Source organism: Micromonospora avicenniae (assembly GCF_900156065.1).
Taxonomy (GTDB): domain Bacteria; phylum Actinomycetota; class Actinomycetes; order Mycobacteriales; family Micromonosporaceae; genus Micromonospora; species Micromonospora avicenniae.
On the sequence record NZ_FTNF01000021.1, the window covers coordinates 60,174 to 75,011 of the forward strand.

Genomic DNA, 14,838 nt, shown 5'->3' on the forward strand with positions numbered 1-14,838 from the left:
GCTCTCATCCGAACTGGGGGACCCCACCACCGATCCGGCCTGCGGGCTCAGGATCACCTCTACGCGGGACGGCCGCGGTAGCCGATGGGGCCTTCCCCGACGCGCTGGTAGGTCCCCAGGAACCCGCCGTCGTCGAAGGCGATCGTGCCGTTGTTGCCGCGGGCATCGCGCCAGGTCAGCCTGGTGAGCGGGCGGTCGGGCACACCCACCGCGAGGACCAGCAGGTCAGCGGCGTGGTGCCACCCGCCGCTCCAGCCTTCCTCTTGGGAGAAGCGTCGAGCCTCCTTGGCGAAGGAGTTGCGCTCGATCAGCCGGCCGCGGAACTCCCTCGGCCGCTCACCCGGCTGCCGGCTCCAGCCGTAGATGGCGGCCTGCTGCTTCTCGAACGTGATCGCGTATTCGGTGCCGGACGCGTCGGCCCAGGCTGCCTGGTCGAGGACGGCCTGCTCGCCGCGGTCGATGAAGATGGTGACCTCACCGACGGTGGTCGCGTACCGCAGCACCGGCTCGGCGATCGCCTGCCGTTCGAGTGCCAGCCGCGCCTGATCGTGTGCGTGCATCGGGTCGATGGTCACCCGGTACAGCCACAGCATGCTCCGGGCGTCGTCACCGTTGTCGATCCGCAACGTGTTCCAGCCGGCCACCAACTCCTCGGCCGGAACCGCGAAGACCAGTCGTTGCGGGAGTCCTCCGCCGTTCGGGATCCGCAGCCGGTCGGCCAACGGTCGGCCATTGAGTCGAACGGTGAGCGGGGCGTGTCCAGGCGCCTGGGAGAGCATCGACGCGAGCGCCAAGAGGGCGACGCAGGCCTCGCGGACGACGGATGGGTCGGGCACGTCGAACTTCAGCTCGACCGACCCGCCGGCGCCGATGGCCAAATGGTCGTCCGCGGCCGAGGACCGGTCGGTGCCCGTGATCGCGACGTTTCCGGTGCGGGGCGGCTCGCTGCCGAAATCGGCGTAGGTAGGTCCCATCTGGATGCCGGCACGCCCCGAGGACTCTGGCGGCAGAGACGACGACGGGTGCAGCAGCACCTCGTACGAACGAACGTTTTGCTCGCCGTCGCCGTATCCGATGTTGGCGGCGCCGAACGCGGGCCGCACCTTGCCGATGTGCAGTGTGCCGGGCGCGACCGCCGCGCGGGCGACGTAGAGCGGCTCACCGTCGTCCTCCCGGCCCGCCGGCAGCGCGTCCGTGGGCACCGCGCCGGCGGACGAGATGCCCCAGACGCCGCGGTCCATCAGCACCTCGTACTCGTCGACGCTGACCTTTTTACCGTTCCAGGTGGCCTGGGCCGCGCCGAAGCCCGGGCGGACCTTGCCCGGGTGCACACCGCCGTGCATCCGGACTCGGCACGCCCACAGCGGCTCGCCGTCCGCCTCGTAGCCGTGCGGTACCGCGCCGGGCGGGATCTGGCCGCCGCGTGCGGTTTCCCAGCGATATGCGTCGGCAGAGATACCCATTCGGCAGACGATAGATCAACAGCTTCAGGACTCGTGAACGCCGGTGGCCAATGGGCGGCCGTGACGGCGACATCCGGAACTTCCTGGGAACAGGCTGCGGAGGTCGGGCCGGAGCCTTGGCGATCCGGAGCCGCACAGGTTCGGGCGCCCGCACCGGTTCCGGCCTGGGAGGCGGGTCACTGTTCACGGTGGCGCTCCTGAACGTCGGAGTCGGCCGACACTACTGGTATCAACGCATGCGCGGCGCACGCCAGATGGGTTGCGAGCCGCTCCGCCAAGGTCTCGCCGATCTTCGGTGGCGTGGCCGCCTCGGCGACTCCTTTGCCAACACGGTGATGATGCGGCCCGCCCTGCCGAGTGGCGGAAGCACGAGAAGACTTGCGCCACTTGGTACGTGACGAGAGGAGGCTCAGCCTCCAGTAATCATGCCGGCGAACCAGCTACAGACGAATCACACTTCGTGGCGTCTGAGCGGCCCTGGCCGCGGAGTTGTGGGCCTCTTCGCGGTCCGGCTCCGGTATCGGACCTTCTCCTTTCCGGTCAGGCGCGGGGTCCGAGGAACAGGCCACCACTTGCGTCGATGACCTGACCGGTGATCCAGCGTGCAGCGTCGGAGGCGAGGAACGCGACGACGTCGGCGATGTCGTCGGGCCCGCCCAGCCGGTTGAGTGCCGTCATTCCAGCGATGAGTTCGGCCAGGCCCGGCGCTTCGAACGCAGATCCGTTGGTCGCCGTCCGCGTGGCGCCGGGAGCAACCGCGTTCACCGTGATTCCTCGGGTACCGAGTTGGATGGCCAAGGTCCTGCTCATCGTCTCGACCGCGCTTTTCGTCATGGCGAAGGACGTCTGGGTGGGGTTGGCCATGCGGGTTGCCACGGACGAGAGCGTGATGATGCGGCCACCGTCGCGCAGTAGTGGCAATGCTCGCTGGATGATGAAGTACGGCGCGCGCACGTTCACCGCGAAGAGGCGGTCGAACTCGGTGCGCGTTGTGGCCCCGAGCGGGCCGGCGGGCGTAGCCGCCGCGTTGTTGACCAGGATGTCGAGTGGCCGACCGGCCAGGCCGGCCTCGGCTCCGGCGAGGAGCGTGTCGACGTCGTGATCCACGCCCAGCTCAGCCCTGACGACGAGCGCGGTTCCACCGGCCCGTTCGATCTCGTCGACCGTCGCTGTCGCACCGTCCTTGTCCGTGCCGAAATGCACGATGACCATTGCCCCTTCTGTCGCCAGCCGGGCTGCGATCGCCCGCCCGATGCCACGGGACGCTCCAGTCACGAGAGCCGTTTTGCCAGTCAGCTCATTCATGCCAACCAACCTCACGATGCGAGTCACTACCAAGACGATAGTAACTACCAGTGCGGTAGTGTCTACCACATGCCCGATCAGCACTCAACCCTGAGAGCGCAACGGCGAGCCGAGACGCAACGCGTGATCCAGGCGCACGCTGTACGTCTGTTCACCGAGCGCGGCTACGACGCCACGACCGTCACCGACGTCGCCGAAGCCGCAGGCGTGTCTCCCATGACCGTGTATCGGCACTTCCCCACGAAAGAGGATCTCGTCCTCATCGACCAGCACGGCCAGCTCGTCGCCGAGTGCATCGCCGCGACGCCCGCCGCGCAGCCCCTGGTCCGCCGCATCGGCAGCGCGCTCATCGACTCGGCCACGGCACTGACCAGCGGCCGCCACGGAAACGACCTGACAGCGGACGGGCGGTTCCTCCTCGCCCGCCTTCGGCTCATGATTTCCACGCCGGCCTTGCGGGCCAAGCACCTGGACAACCACTACGCCCTTCAGCAGGCCATCGTCACCGCCATCGAGGACGACGCCACCGATCCCGAAACGACGTTCCACGCCCAGGCGGCGGCCAGCGCATGCCTGGCCGTTCTGCACACGGCACTGACGCGGTGGGCCGAGGACGACGGACGGGCCGAACTACCGGACCTGATCGCGAAGGCGCTCGCTGCCGCCTTCGGCGATGACATCGTCGACACCCGCCGCGACTCCGGCCGACCGCAACCGGCGGGTAGCCCCACCAGGCTCGCCGGAGCGGATCCAGGTGACCCGCGATGCGTGCGATAGCACTCACCGCAGGTGGCTATCCGGTGGATCGTGAGCTGGCCTGCCGTACGGTCCCTTCATGACGCACCTTCTGTTGATCTCCGGCAGCACCCGCGCGGGGTCGACCAACACCGCAGCCCTGCGTACGGTCGCCTCGCTCGTTTCCGATGACGTCACCACCACTCTGTACGACGGACTCGTCGCCCTCCCCGCGTTCGTCCCCGGCGACCAGGAACCGCCGGTCGCTGTCACGGAGCTGCGCCGCACGGTCGAGGACGCGGACGCCCTGCTGTTCTGCACCCCCGAGTACGCCGGCAGCATCCCGGGCAGCCTCAAGAACCTCCTCGAGTGGCTGATCGGGAGCGGAGAACTCAACGGCAAGCCGGTCGCCTGGCTCTCGGTGGCAGCTCCCGGGCGTGGTGAGGGAGCCCGCGAAACACTGGAGACCGTGCTCGGCTACGTCGACGCGAACCTGCTGACGTCGGCGTGCGCGCGTATCCCCGTCACGCGCGATGCGGTGACCACGGACGGAATCATCGTCGACCCGCAGGTAACCGCCGCGCTGCGAGACATGCTGACGCGCTTCACCCAGGCGATCGACGGCAACTGAGAGCGCCGCGTGGTGGCGGCGGCAACCCGAAGAGGCCTACGGCCTGTCCGGCGGATTTGGGCTGACGGTCGCCAGCAGGTGTTTGACCAGAGCGTTCTGATCGTTCTTGCGCCAGGCGACGGCGACTCGCGTGCGGGCGGTGCCGGGCTCGACCCTGCGGAATGCGACGCCTTTGAGCCGGATGCGTCGGATGCTCGCCGGGGCAAGCGAGACGCCCAGACCAGCCCCCACGAGCGCGCACACAGTCTGCCACTCCACCGCGTGCTGAACTATGTGCGGCGTGAAGCCTGCTGCGGTGCACAGGCCAGTGATCTGGTCGTATAGCTGTGGACCGGCCGCACGGGGCAGCAGCACGAAGGGTGAGTCCGCCAACTGCGCGAGCTGTACGGTCCCGGCGGCCAGCGGGTGGGTGGCCGGCAGCACGGCCACGAAAGGCTCGCTGAGTACCGTCCTGAATCCGAGTTCCACCTCGCCGGCGGGCGGTTCGCGCAGCAGGCCGATGTCGATGGCCTTGTCGTGCAGGGCGGTGATCTGCGGTGCGGTGGTCATTTCTCGGATGTCCAGGTGCACGCCGGGGAACCGCTGCCCGAAGGTGCGCAGCAGGTCGGGCAGGATGGTCAGGGCGAGGGAGGCGGCAAAGCCGATCCGTAGGCGTCCGGCTTGGCCGCTGCCAACGGCGCGGGCCGCGGCCAGACCGTCCGCAAGATCGGTGAGCGCCCGCCGCGCCGCGGGCAGCAGTTCGCGTCCTGCCGGGGTGAGCGTGACGCGTCCTGGTTCGCGGCTGAACAACGCGTGGCCGACCTTGTCTTCCAGCCGGCGGATCTGCTGGCTCAGCGGCGGCTGGGCGATGCCCAGGTGAGCGGCCGCGTGACCGAAGTGAAGTTCCTCGGCGAGCACGACGAACGCGTGCAGCTGCGCGAGGGGAAGTTCGGGGCGCGCCATACGCCTAGAGATATCACGTCATGCCGCAGGCTCTATTGGACGTATTCCCGGCTGCCACCTAGCGTTCGCACATGACAGAGCGACGTGCGATCCTCAGCGGCTCGACCTTCGAGGGGCAGATCGGCTACGCCCGTGCCGTGGTGGACGGCGACTGGGTGCATGTGTCCGGGACGACCGGCTTCGACTACCCCACCATGACGATCTCCGACAGCGTGGTGGAGCAGGCCGAGCAGTGCCTGCACAACATCGAGGCCGCGCTCGCCGAGGCGGGGTGCACTTTCGCGGATGTGGTGCGGGTGCGCTACCTGCTGCCCGACCGCGATGACTTCGAGTCCTGCTGGCCGGTCCTGCGCCGCTACTTCGGCGACGTCCGGCCGGCCGCCACGATGCTCGTGTGCGGCCTCGCCGACCCCCGGATGAAAATCGAGATAGAGGTGTACGCGCGGCGGGCCGCGGCATAGGTACGACAGGAGCGCTACGTCCACCGCGGCACCGTCACCGTCGGCACGGTCTGTGGATGGCCGACGAGACGGTCTTCGGCGTCGCCGATCTGGTCGAGGTGATCCGCCGCCGCGCGGCCGACATGGTGAACGTCAAATTGGCCAAATTCGGTGGACTCCGGCCCGCCCGCACCCTGCTGGAACTCGCCGAAGCCCAACAGATGGGCACCATGGTCGGATCCATGCTGGAGACCGAGATCGGTACCGGAGCGGCCGCCAGCCTCGTCGCGGCGTACGGCACCAGCATGGTCAGCGACCTGGACGCGGTCTGGTGGCTTGAGCGTGACGCCGTGACCGGGGGGATGCGCTACGAAGGCGCGACGGTCGTGCTGCCTGAGACTGCGGGCCTGGGGGTGACCAGCGTCGTCCCCTTGGACGAGTAGGTCGCGTGACCCTCACGGTGCGGCGGCCGGTGACGCGTTCAAATTGACCGACATCACCTGGTCCAACTTGGCCACCCTGTCGTCAGCGCTGGATGGTGAACTGTGCTCATGCCGAGCTGGTCGCCGGCTCGACACGGCAGTTGTGCGCGTAATGAAACATTTGCGAACGCGCAGAATGTGATCTGCAGCACACGACGTAACGGGGTGCGGGAACCCGGACGCCAATCAAAATGATGGATTTCTGCACTCTCCAACCCCGCCCCATCAAACTGGTCTGTCTCTGGATGGCTCGTGGAGGGATCTATTGACAGAGACTGGTCGTCCGGCCGAGTCGTGCTTGCGGAGATTCTGCCCTCGCATGGACCGCGCCGGCCGGGACGGGCTGTCGGGATGACACGGCTTGCCCTCCTGGTCCTGTCCGTTGTCGCTGGGTGTGGCTTGTGGCTGCTGCTCAATGCCGAGGCAGCGCATGCGGATCCTTCACGAGTAGCCGTGGGTCGCACCGGGGGTGACGGCCGCGCCGACGCACGGGGTCACTGGGGGCACGGCGGCCAGGCAGGCAAGGGCCTGGGCGTGAACCTGGACGAGGTACCCATCAGGGCGACGAGTACCGCGGTACCGAAGCGCAAGCCGCTGAAGAACAAGGCGCCCAAGCCGCCGAAGGTCGTCAGGTCGCGGGCAACAGGGGCGCATCGCCGCCACGAGGACCAGCGAGCGAAGCTCCTCGTAGCGCCGGTCGCGGTACTGTCAGCCTCGTCCACTGGCGGCTCGGGCTGGGCTCCGCTCGCGGTGCCGGCGGCCGAGGGAATGTCTGCTGCGCAGGCGTGGCGGCGCATGTCCCGTGCTCGACTTGGGGACCGTTCGAAGTCACACCGCGTCACCGGATTCTCTCGGCGAATCTGTCAAACCTCAGTGTCTCGCCAGTCCTCGGCGCGACAGGTCGTCACCGTCGCCGTCGCAACCGCGGCGACCGGAAGCGATCTCGCCGCTCACATTCGGCCGAGCGCCGTCCTCGACTACGCCGTGCCCGGTCCTGGAAGCTGCGGACGGGCCACCCGGTCAAGAAACGAGCGGGCCGACGGTCGCTCGGTCCAACGTGCGCCCCCACCACCGCGCCGCGCTCCTGATCACCGTCAGTTCCGACAAGACGATCAGGAGATCGACATGCTTAAAGCAGTCATCTACCTCCCCGAGGGGCCGGATATACGGCGCTGGGAGCGCATCTGCTTGAACTGGTGCAGCAGGCACGACTACCAGCTCGTCGGTCTGGTACGTGACGACCAGGACCAGACCCGCTGGCGGGAGGTGCAGGGGATGATGGTCCACGGCCGAGCCGATGTCGTCGTCGTCGCCAGTTATCGACACCTTCCGCAGAGCGCCGTGCCGCGAGTTGAGGCAGCTTCCCGTGCGTTGTCGGTGGTCGGTCCTCAGCACGACGATCTGAACGCCGACGATTAGCGAACGCAGCGGCACCCCCGGAGCGAGCGGCGGCCGCTCCGGGGGTGCCGTTCTTCGGAGTCGAGCACAGCCAACGGATCCGCAGCCCCGCTTCCATCGGCGCCGCCGCACCCTTTCGCCGTCGTCGCCGCCGAAAACGCTCGCGCCCCGCTGACGGTGCTTGCGCGCCACGACCGATATCGGCCTCCGCCACGCCAGGCAGGGGTGACCGCGCGGTCACGCCACATCGCCGTCCACTGTCGCGGGCTGACGAGTCGGCTATGCGGGCGAAGGTCCATCGGCCGAACAGCCGATGTCGTCGGTCGAACTTTCGAGCGCCTCAGGAAATCGAATGACGACGATGTAAACACCGCGAGCGTAACGTTTCATTCTGCTTGATCAATGGGCCTTTCGGCAGCCGATCAATGCGGTCGATGTCCCACCAAGCCCAGCCTCTGCTGGGCCACCGGCCCTCGACGGGGAACTGCGCGGGGTCCGGTGAGGTGCACTTCCGAGACGGACGAGCGGGGTGAGGAAAATGAGACAAAGGATCGCTGGGCTCGTGGCGGCTGTTGTGCTGGCCGCCGTCGGAGCCGCAGCACCGTCCACGTTGGCCGCCGCAGCCGATGCGGACGACCCGAACAACATCGTCGCGTGCGACGCCGACGATCCGGACTTCGGCACGAACTGCGAGGACGAGGAGGAAGAGGAGGACGAGTCGGAGCTGCGCGATGTCTATCTCGACTCCCGGCAAGCACCGGGCGACGTCATCACGACCGGCGACCTCGAACTGGCCGCGCAGCAGGCCGCGGCGATTCCACCGGAGCTGCACGGGCTCGCCGACCCGAACTGGTCCCTCGTCGGGCCGTCGAACGTCGGCGGTCGGGTGACCGACATCGCGCCCGACCCGACGCAGCCTGGCCGCGTCTATGTCGGCGTGTCCACGGCGGGTGTCTGGCGCAGTGACGACGCCGGCGTCAACATGACCAACGCGTGGCCAGACGACTTCCCGCACTCGATTGGCGCGGTGACAGTCGCGCCGAACGGCGACGTCTGGGTGGGGACAGGCGAGGTCAACCCCGGCGGCGGTAGCCTGAGCTACGGCGGCGACGGGCTCTACCGGTCGACCGACCACGGAGCCACCTGGACCCGCATCGGGCTGCAGGGGTCCAGCACCATCGGCGCGATCCGCTTCAACCCGCAGAACCCCAACGTCGTGTACGCCGCCGCCGGCGGTTCGCTGTTTGCGCCCGGCGGTGTGCGTGGGCTGTACAAGTCGACGGACTACGGCGCGACCTGGAGCCGAGTCCTGGAAGGCCTCAACGACTTCACGGGCGCCAGTGACATCGCCATGGATCCGACGAACCCGGACAAGCTCTTCGTGCCGATGTGGGACCACCACCGTGAGTCGATGTGCCGCTGCTACACCGGGCCAGGCACCGGCATTTATCTGACCACCGATGGCGGCGCCACCTGGACCCGGTTGGAAAACGACCGCATCACATCGTTCACCCCCGGCGACACGATCGGGTTCGCGTCGACTGACAACCAGACAACGACAGCACAGGCCCGGATGGCGGTCGCGATCGCGCCGAGTGATCCGAACCGCGTCTACATCACGACCGGCAACTGGAACCAGACCGCAAACGGTGGGGGACAGACGCAACGCGGCTTCCGTGGGTTCTACCGATCCGACGACGGCGGGGCGACGTTCCGCACGATGACGAACGCCAACCCGGGCGGCGACACGGTGTGGACGTCGAAGACCTGGGTCGACCCGGCTGACCCTGACCGGCTGTTCATCGCCGGCGTCAGCCTGCGGCTGTCCCAGAACGGCGGGTCCACCTGGGCCAACGTCGGCAACCTCCACGCCGACCACCACGCGATGGCCTGGGACCCGACAACGCCGAACCGAGCCTATGAGGGCAACGACGGCGGCTTCTACTGGTCGACCGGAAATGGTGCCAGCGGAACCTGGACCGAGGCCTTGGGGGCGCCCAGGACAACGGCTGCCTCCGCTCGTGGAACTCGGCCGGCGTCGTCACCGGGGACTGGGGGTCGTACGGCGGATGCGGCGACGGTCTCTACACGCTCATCGACCCGAGTGACCACAACTTCGTGTACGCGTGCTCCCAGTTCGGCAACTGCTCGCGCTCGGTGAACGCGGGGAACAACAGCTCGAGCTTCACCAACCAGACCGTCTCGCAACGCCGCAACTGGCAGACGCCCGTCCAGCTGGACCCGACTGACCCGGCGGTCGTCTACTACGGCGGTAACATCCTCAACCGCTCGACCAACCGGGCGCAGACAGGGACCTGGTCGGCGATCAGCCCGAGCCTCAGCAACCCCGAGTCGGGCACCGACCCGTCGTACCCGTTCGGCACGATCACCACGGTGGCCGCGGCGCCGTCGAACCCGAACGTCATCTACGCCGGCACCGACGACGGCTGGTTGTGGGGGAGCAAGGACCTCGGCCAGACCTGGACCCGCTTCACCGACCCTGACCTGCCGGATCGTTGGGTCACCCGGGTGGCCGTCGACCCGAGGGACGCGAACGTGGCGTACGTGACGTACTCCGGGCTGCGAAACGCCGACAACGACGCCCATGTCCTGCGAACCACGGACGGCGGTGCCAACTGGGTCGACATCAGCGGCAACCTGTCGATGGCACCCGTCCAGGACATCGTCATCGACCCGCTCAACCGCAACCGGATCATCGTCGCCACCGACCTCGGCGTCTTCACCGCGAACGTGGCCAAGGCGAACAGCCAGAACCCGGACGTCCGGTGGTACGGCCTCGGGCAGGGCCTGCCCCGGGTTCCGGTCAACGACCTCGAATACCAGGCGTCGACCAACACGCTCTACGCGGCGACCTACGGGCGCAGCATGTGGAAGTTGCATCTCGATCGAAACGACTGACGTTCGGACGTGCGACCACCCGGCGGCGGTCACCCGACCAGCGCAACGCCCTCGACATCCGTATCAAATCCAAAGGGATTGAGTATGACCGGACACGTACATCAGCGAGCGGAAAAACCATCCGCACCAATACGCGCCGACGGAAGACTGCGGCCCGGGTGGTCACGGCGAGCCATGGGCGCGTTCCTCGCGCTACTGCTGGCCGTCACCGGGCTCGGAACTGCCACGACCGGCCCGGCCGCCGCGTCGGGTAGTAAACTCGTCGACCCTGGCCTCTACGAGTCGCTGCAGTGGCGCAACATCGGCCCGACCACGGGCGGCCGATCGATTGCCGTGGCGGGCAGCACCGCACGCCCGAACGAGTACTACTTCGGCGCCACGGGCGGTGGCTTGTGGAAGACCATCGACGGTGGCGCGAACTGGTCTTCGGTCACCGACGGCCAGATCACGAGTGCCTCGGTCGGCGCGATCGAGGTATGCCCCACCAATCCCGACATCGTTTACATCGGGATGGGCGAGGTCGAGTTCCGCGGCGATGTTCTGCCCGGTGACGGTGTCTACAAGAGCACCGACGGCGGCGCGACGTGGAAGCACATGGGCCTCTCCGACACCCAGATGATCGGCCGCGTCCGGGTAGATCCCACCAACTGTGACCGGGTGTTCGTCGCCGCGCTCGGCCACGGCTTCGGCCCCAACACCGAGCGCGGCGTGTTCCGCTCCAGTGATGGTGGCGAGACCTGGCAGCGGACCCTCTACCGCGACGACCTTACGGGCGCGGTGGACCTGTCGATCGACCCGTCAAACCCGCAGGTGATGTACGCCGCGCTGTGGCACGCCTACCGCAAGCCGTGGCTGCTCAACAGCGGCGGGGACTCGAGTGGCCTGTTCAAGTCCACCGACGGCGGCAGCACCTGGACCGAGTTGACCAACAGCCCGGGCCTCCCGGACGGTCCACTCGGCAAGATCGGGGTCAGCGTATCCGGTGCCGACTCCAACCGGGTCTACGCCATTGTCGAAGCGGCCAACGGCGGGCTGTTCCGGTCCGACGACGCCGGTGCCACCTGGCAACTGGTCGACGACAGCGCGAACCTACGCCAACGGGCGTTCTACTACACCCGCGTCTACGCCGACCCGGTGAACCGTGACCGGGTCTACGTCCTCAACACCTCCTTCTACCGCTCCGACAACGCCGGGGCGTCCTGGCAAACGATCTCCACGCCGCACGGCGACAACCACGACCTGTGGATCGACCCGCACAACAACAGCAGGATGATCGAGGCCAACGACGGCGGCGCGAACGTCTCGACCAACGGCGGCGCCAACTGGACTGCCCAGGACTACCAGACGGCCCAGATGTACCACGTCGCGACGACGAACAACGACCCCTACCTGGTCTGCGGCGCGCAGCAGGACCGGTCGACCGTCTGCGTGTCCAGCACCGGAGGAGCCGACAATTTCACCGTGGGCGGCGGCGAGAGCAGCTACGTCGCGGTGGATCCCCGGGACTCCAACGTCTTCTACGCCGGCAACTACGGCGGTAACCTCACCCGCCTCGACCGCAGCGGCCTGAGCGGGATCGGCTCGCGCCGCATCGACGTCTGGCCGGACAACCCCATGGGCTCGCCGGCCAAGGACATCAAGGAGCGGTTCCAGTGGACGTACCCGATCGTGACGAACCCGGCGGAGCCGGACGCGCTGTTCGTCGGATCCCAGTACGTCTACAAGAGCACCAACGGCGGGCAGGGCTGGCAGCGGATCAGCCCGGACCTCACCTACGCCGACCCGGAGACCCTCGGTGACTCCGGCGGCCCGATCACCAAGGACCAGACCAGCGTCGAGTACTTCGCGACGGTGTTCTCGATCGCGCCGTCCACCCGTGACCCCAACGTGATCTGGACCGGCTCGGACGATGGTCTGGTGCACGTCACCCGGCAGGGCGGTGACCCCGGGCCGCGGCCGCAGGCGTGGCGCAACGTCACGCCGCCAGGACTGGAGAAGTACAGCACCGTCAGCATGATCGACGCCGGGCACCACAACACCGATACGGCGTACGTGTCCGCCCACCGGTACCGGCTGGACGACTTCCGGCCGTACATCTTCCGGACGCATTCCTGGGGGGCCTCCTGGGAGAAGATCACGAACGGCATCGCCGACGACGACTGGATCTACGCGGTGCGGGAGGACCCCGAGCGCAAGGGGCTGCTGTACGCAGCGGCCGAGCACGGCGTGTACGTGTCGTTCGATGACGGGGACAACTGGCAGCCCCTGTCGCTCAACCTGCCGGACATTCCCGTGACCGACCTCACGGTGAAGAACGGCGACCTGGTGATCGCCACCCACGGCCGCAGCTTCTGGGTGCTTGACGACGGCGCCACACTGCTGCGTCGGCTGACCCGGCAGACGACGCCGGGCGACATCGCCGACTTCAAGCAAACCGTGCCACCGGTGACGCCGCTGCCGTCGGTGAGCCCGCCACCTGCGGTGATCCCACCGACGAACACCGCTCCGGATCAGGAGAACGACCTGGCGATCCTCAAGGACCCGAACAACCCGGTCCGCGGGGTCAGCAGTAACGCCACCGTCAGCTACACGATCAAACAACCGGTCGAGTCGGCCACGATGTCGTTCCTCGACGCGCAGGGAGAGGTGATCCAGACCGTCAATCTGCCGACCACTGCGGGCACCCGGACCCAGAACTGGAACCTGCGGTATCCCAATTCGACGAGCTTCCCCGGTCTCATCTACTGGTCGGCGAACTCGACCGGGGCACAGGCGCCAGTGGGCACGCACGGTGTCCGGCTCACTGTGAACGGGCAGTCGCTGGACCAAAGTTTCGAGATCCTGCGGGACTCGCGGCTCACCCAGGTCAGCGACGCCGACCTGGTCGCACAGTTCAAACTGGCGAAGGAAGCCGTTGACCGCACCAGCGACGCGAACAACGGCGTCATCGCGATTCGTGATTGCTCTGGCCAGATTGCCGACCGGATCGAGCGGGCGGGCGACGACGCTGTCACAGTCGCCGGGCGCAGCCTCCAGGACGCCCTTTCCGTGGTAGAGAACGAGCTGTACCAGACCCGCTTGCGCAGCGGACAAGACCCACTCAACTTTCCCATCAAGCTGAACAACAAGATCGCCGGGCTACGCGGCGTCATCGAGAGTACGCAGAGTCCGCCGACGGACCAGAGCTATGAGGTCCTGGCGGAGCTGTCCGGCCAACTTCAAAAGCAGCTCGACCGGCTCGGCGAGATCGTTACGACCGACGTGCCCGCCTTCAACCAGGTACTCCATTCGAAGGGTCTCCAGCCGATCACCTGCGCGGCCTGATACCCCCGTCAGCAAGAGATGCCAGAGGAGTCTCGGTCGGGCCGAGACTCCTCTGGCACTGCACGACGATCCTGCCCTCGGCGCAGAGATGACGGAGCCATCGGCCCTGCTTCTGACAGCGCCGGTCGCGTGCCTGTACTAGACCAGACATGCAAGGGATGTTTGGCAAATTCCGGGCAGGACGCTAGAACCTGACGAATCTTCGCTGCGGGGCGTGCGAGCGGGAGGTCCCGGAGGAACTCGGCTCCGTTGGTGACTTGTTGTGGGCGGGGACTGGGTGAGGCGGCCCACTGCCCGGACGCAGGTCGGCACCCGGAGTTGGCCAAGCTTGGACGGTATAGTCCAGTAGGAGCCTCAACTCTGACCAGATCAGCCAGGCCGCCATGCCGGCGGCGCGTTGCCATTGGCCCGTCCAGTCCAGCCAACAATGACGATGAAGTGAGTATGATGTCGGAACGTACGGCCCTGATCACGGGCGGCACCAGCGGAATCGGGAAGGCGGCCGCGCGGACTCTGCACGAGCGCGGCTACCGCGTTGCCGTCACCGGACAACGTCAGGAGAGTGTGGCTCGCGCGCGCCAGGAATTGCCCGACGATGTCCTGGTTTTGCAATCTGACGCGCGTTCGCCATCGGACATCGACAAGCTCGTGTCCGAAGTTGGACGACAGTTCGGGAGTCTGACCACGCTGTTCCTGAACGCCGGCGTCAACCGTCCGATGACGTTGGAGAATTGGGATGAATCGGGCTACGACGAGGTGTTCGCCGTCAACACGAAAGGGGTGTTCTTCACCCTGGTCAAGGCCTTGCCGCTGCTTGCCGACGGCGCTTCGGTAATTGTGACCGTGGGTATCGGAGCAACGCGCAGCCTCACCGGCAGCAGCGTCGCGGCCGGGTCACACGGCGCGGTGCTGGCCATGATCCCGACACTTGCGCTCGAGCTCGCACCGCGCGGGATTCGTATCAACGCGGTCAGCCCCGGAATGACCGACACTCCGATGACGAGAGCCTCGATCCGGACGGCAACCGATGACGTCGCGGGGACGATGACGGCGATGGCCGAGCACAATCCGTTCGGCCGCCTCGCAACGCCAGAAGACATCGCCGGGACTGTCGCTTTCCTGGCTTCGGACGACGCCGCTTACATCACCGGGCAGGAGATCGTCGTGTCCGGGGGCGCCGGGCTGGCCATCTGACCGAA

At 67.4% G+C, this 14,838-nt stretch carries 12 protein-coding genes; 9 read left to right on the top strand and 3 right to left on the bottom strand.

Going from position 1 to position 14,838, the window contains the following annotated elements:
- Positions 1-59 precede the first annotated feature (59 nt).
- Both BXA10_RS24690 and BXA10_RS24695 read right to left on the bottom strand, forming a co-directional pair.
- Positions 60-1,463 carry a DM9 repeat-containing protein gene (locus BXA10_RS24690; RefSeq protein WP_076473226.1) on the bottom strand — a complete coding sequence of 468 codons (1,404 nt, stop codon included), beginning with the start codon at positions 1,461-1,463 and terminating at the stop codon, positions 60-62.
- A 540-nt stretch (positions 1,464-2,003) separates the two neighbouring features.
- Positions 2,004-2,768 (bottom strand): SDR family oxidoreductase, encoded by a 765-nt coding sequence (locus BXA10_RS24695; RefSeq protein ID WP_076473227.1) that lies wholly within the window; start codon positions 2,766-2,768, stop codon positions 2,004-2,006.
- A gap of 69 nt (positions 2,769-2,837) precedes the next feature.
- On the opposite strand from BXA10_RS24695, the gene BXA10_RS24700 reads away from it, so the two are divergent.
- Positions 2,838-3,545 (top strand): TetR/AcrR family transcriptional regulator, encoded by a 708-nt coding sequence (locus BXA10_RS24700; RefSeq protein WP_084753226.1) that lies wholly within the window; start codon positions 2,838-2,840, stop codon positions 3,543-3,545.
- A 58-nt stretch (positions 3,546-3,603) separates the two neighbouring features.
- The gene (locus BXA10_RS24705) at positions 3,604-4,134 is read left to right on the top strand and encodes an NADPH-dependent FMN reductase (RefSeq protein ID WP_076473228.1); all 531 of its coding nucleotides are present in this window, start codon (positions 3,604-3,606) and stop codon (positions 4,132-4,134) included.
- A gap of 36 nt (positions 4,135-4,170) precedes the next feature.
- Here BXA10_RS24705 and BXA10_RS24710 read toward each other — a convergent pair whose 3' ends face one another.
- Entirely contained in the window at positions 4,171-5,076 is a 906-nt protein-coding gene (locus BXA10_RS24710; RefSeq protein ID WP_076473229.1) for a LysR family transcriptional regulator, read from the bottom strand.
- A 71-nt stretch (positions 5,077-5,147) separates the two neighbouring features.
- Between BXA10_RS24710 and BXA10_RS24715 the strand changes: the two genes are divergently transcribed.
- The 7 genes from BXA10_RS24715 to BXA10_RS24750 all read left to right on the top strand — a co-directional run bounded on the left by BXA10_RS24715 (position 5,148) and on the right by BXA10_RS24750 (position 14,833).
- Positions 5,148-5,537, top strand: coding sequence for a RidA family protein (locus BXA10_RS24715; protein ID WP_076473230.1), 390 nt, complete (start codon positions 5,148-5,150; stop codon positions 5,535-5,537).
- Positions 5,538-5,593: 56 nt separating this feature from the next.
- Positions 5,594-5,959 (top strand): enolase C-terminal domain-like protein, encoded by a 366-nt coding sequence (locus tag BXA10_RS24720; protein ID WP_084753228.1) that lies wholly within the window; start codon positions 5,594-5,596, stop codon positions 5,957-5,959.
- A gap of 1,164 nt (positions 5,960-7,123) precedes the next feature.
- Entirely contained in the window at positions 7,124-7,417 is a 294-nt protein-coding gene (locus tag BXA10_RS24730; RefSeq protein WP_076473232.1) for a hypothetical protein, read from the top strand.
- 541 nt (positions 7,418-7,958) lie between these two features.
- Positions 7,959-9,557, top strand: a complete 1,599-nt coding sequence (locus tag BXA10_RS24735) for a WD40/YVTN/BNR-like repeat-containing protein (RefSeq protein ID WP_175649299.1) — start codon at positions 7,959-7,961, stop codon at positions 9,555-9,557.
- Positions 9,515-10,315: a WD40/YVTN/BNR-like repeat-containing protein gene (locus BXA10_RS24740; protein ID WP_076473234.1), complete on the top strand. Its 801-nt coding sequence runs from the start codon at positions 9,515-9,517 to the stop codon at positions 10,313-10,315. Before BXA10_RS24735 ends, BXA10_RS24740 begins: the two co-directional genes overlap by 43 nt.
- 174 nt (positions 10,316-10,489) lie before the next feature.
- Positions 10,490-13,639 (top strand): WD40/YVTN/BNR-like repeat-containing protein, encoded by a 3,150-nt coding sequence (locus tag BXA10_RS24745; protein ID WP_076473235.1) that lies wholly within the window; start codon positions 10,490-10,492, stop codon positions 13,637-13,639.
- A 447-nt stretch (positions 13,640-14,086) separates the two neighbouring features.
- Positions 14,087-14,833, top strand: a complete 747-nt coding sequence (locus tag BXA10_RS24750; protein WP_076473250.1) for an SDR family oxidoreductase — start codon at positions 14,087-14,089, stop codon at positions 14,831-14,833.
- The last annotated feature ends 5 nt before the right edge of the window (positions 14,834-14,838 follow it).

What these genes read in the sequence shown, in the direction of transcription:
- BXA10_RS24690 (WP_076473226.1), bottom strand. Translation starts at nt 1,463, where the DNA reads ATGGGTATCTCTGCCGACGCATATCGCTGGGAAACCGCACGCGGCGGC.
- BXA10_RS24695 (WP_076473227.1), bottom strand. Translation starts at nt 2,768, where the DNA reads ATGAATGAGCTGACTGGCAAAACGGCTCTCGTGACTGGAGCGTCCCGT.
- BXA10_RS24700 (WP_084753226.1), top strand. Translation starts at nt 2,838, where the DNA reads ATGCCCGATCAGCACTCAACCCTGAGAGCGCAACGGCGAGCCGAGACG.
- BXA10_RS24705 (WP_076473228.1), top strand. Translation starts at nt 3,604, where the DNA reads ATGACGCACCTTCTGTTGATCTCCGGCAGCACCCGCGCGGGGTCGACC.
- BXA10_RS24710 (WP_076473229.1), bottom strand. Translation starts at nt 5,076, where the DNA reads ATGGCGCGCCCCGAACTTCCCCTCGCGCAGCTGCACGCGTTCGTCGTG.
- BXA10_RS24715 (WP_076473230.1), top strand. Translation starts at nt 5,148, where the DNA reads ATGACAGAGCGACGTGCGATCCTCAGCGGCTCGACCTTCGAGGGGCAG.
- BXA10_RS24720 (WP_084753228.1), top strand. Translation starts at nt 5,594, where the DNA reads ATGGCCGACGAGACGGTCTTCGGCGTCGCCGATCTGGTCGAGGTGATC.
- BXA10_RS24730 (WP_076473232.1), top strand. Translation starts at nt 7,124, where the DNA reads ATGCTTAAAGCAGTCATCTACCTCCCCGAGGGGCCGGATATACGGCGC.
- BXA10_RS24745 (WP_076473235.1), top strand. Translation starts at nt 10,490, where the DNA reads ATGGGCGCGTTCCTCGCGCTACTGCTGGCCGTCACCGGGCTCGGAACT.
- BXA10_RS24750 (WP_076473250.1), top strand. Translation starts at nt 14,087, where the DNA reads ATGTCGGAACGTACGGCCCTGATCACGGGCGGCACCAGCGGAATCGGG.